This window comes from Paraburkholderia ultramafica, assembly GCF_902859915.1.
GTDB lineage: Bacteria > Pseudomonadota > Gammaproteobacteria > Burkholderiales > Burkholderiaceae > Paraburkholderia > Paraburkholderia ultramafica.
The window spans coordinates 1-1,653 of record NZ_CADIKK010000130.1 but is presented as its reverse complement, the minus strand read 5'-3'; the positions used below and the strand labels follow the sequence as shown (position 1 = coordinate 1,653).

General features: G+C 57.2%; 1 protein-coding gene. It reads left to right on the top strand.

Features of this window, described 5'->3' with window-relative positions:
* The first annotated feature begins 69 nt into the window (after positions 1-69).
* Positions 70-1,521, top strand: coding sequence for an IS1182 family transposase (locus HV744_RS36500; protein ID WP_175154073.1), 1,452 nt, complete (start codon positions 70-72; stop codon positions 1,519-1,521).
* The last annotated feature ends 132 nt before the right edge of the window (positions 1,522-1,653 follow it).

Here is a 1,653-nt window from a genome sequence, read left to right as displayed (position 1 = left end):
CGGCCGAGGCTGTGTAAAAACTCGAATGATCACCTAGACTGAATCAACCTGCTGAAACGAGAGGCGCAGATGGGGCGATTTGTCGAAGGTGCGGAACGCAGTCAGACGACACTGCTGCCGGAGTGTCTCGATGACTTTATCGCTGAAGATAATCCTGTGCGGATTGTCGACGCATTCGTCGAAGAACTCAAGCTGGCATCCCTCGGATTCGAAGGAACCATGCCCGCGAGCACTGGGCGACCTTCTTACCACCCTGCAGTGCTGCTTAAGATATATATCTATGGTTATCTCAATCGTGTGCAGTCGAGCCGTCGTCTTGAGCGGGAGTGTCAACGCAATGTCGAACTGATGTGGCTGACCGGCCGGCTTGCGCCGGACTTCAAGACGATTGCCGAGTTCAGGCGGAGCAATGGCGAAGGCATTCGCAAGGTGTGCCGTCGCTTCGTGATGATATGCCGTGACCTGAAGCTGTTCACACAAGCGGTCGTAGCCATCGACGGCAGCAAGTTCAAGGCGGTCAACAGCCGCGACAACAACTTCACGCCCAACAAGATTGCACGACGTCAGGAGCAGATCGAGCAAAGCATCCAGCGTTATCTGGACGCACTGGAGACCGCCGATCGTACTCAACCAGTCGAGGTAGAAGCGAAGACCGAGCGCCTACGGGAGAAGATCGAGACGCTGCGTGAACAGATGCGCGATCTGGACCGCGCAGCGGAGCTTCTGAACGATCTGCCAGAAAAGCAGATCTCTCTGACCGACCCGGACTCACGCTCGATGATCTCCCAAGCCAAGGGTACGGGCGTGGTTGGCTATAACGTTCAGGTCGCCGTCGACGCCCGGCACCATCTCATCGTTACCCACGAAGTCACGAACCTCGGCAACGACCGGACGCAGTTGAGCCCGATGGCCAAAGCGGCGCGCGACGCAATGGGCAAGAAGAAAATCAAGGCACTGGCAGACCGTGGATATTTCAGCGCACCAGAGATCAAGGCATGCGACGACGCGGGTATTACGGCACTGGTGCCCAAATCACAAACCTCCGGTGCAAAGGCTGACGGCCGCTTCGACCGGGCCGACTTCATTTACATCGCCAGGGATGACCAGTACCAGTGTCCGGCGGGTCAACGTGCGATATACAGGTACACCTCGTTTGAGAGTGCCAATATGCTGAAACTGCGGACCTACTGGAGCAGTGCCTGCCCGCACTGTCCGCTCAGAAAGCAATGCACGCCGGCACCATATCGGCGCATTCGCCGGTGGGAACACGAAGCGGTACTCGACAGAATGCAACGCAGACTGGATCGTCAGCTTGATGCCATGACGATACGGCGTCGAACGGTTGAACACGTGTTCGGCACGCTGAAGCACTGGATGGGCTCTACCCACTTCCAGATGCGCAGGCTTGGGAACGTCTCGACTGAAATGAGCTTGCATGTGCTGGCGTACAACCTCAAACGCGTCATGAAGATCCTCGGATTTGCAAAGACACTGCGAGCGATGAAGCTGGCAGGCGCGTAATCTCACGCCTGACCATGCTCGCCGGCACGGATCAATCTGGTCAGCCTTCAGAAATCGTCAACTGCGAAGACGGGGCCTCACAGTTGTCCCACCCGCCTGTCGGACCATACGTTTTTACACAGCCTCGGCCAG

Bases quoted from the DNA above. Each gene is read 5' to 3' on its own strand.
- HV744_RS36500 (WP_175154073.1), top strand. From the start codon at position 70: ATGGGGCGATTTGTCGAAGGTGCGGAACGCAGTCAGACGACACTGCTG.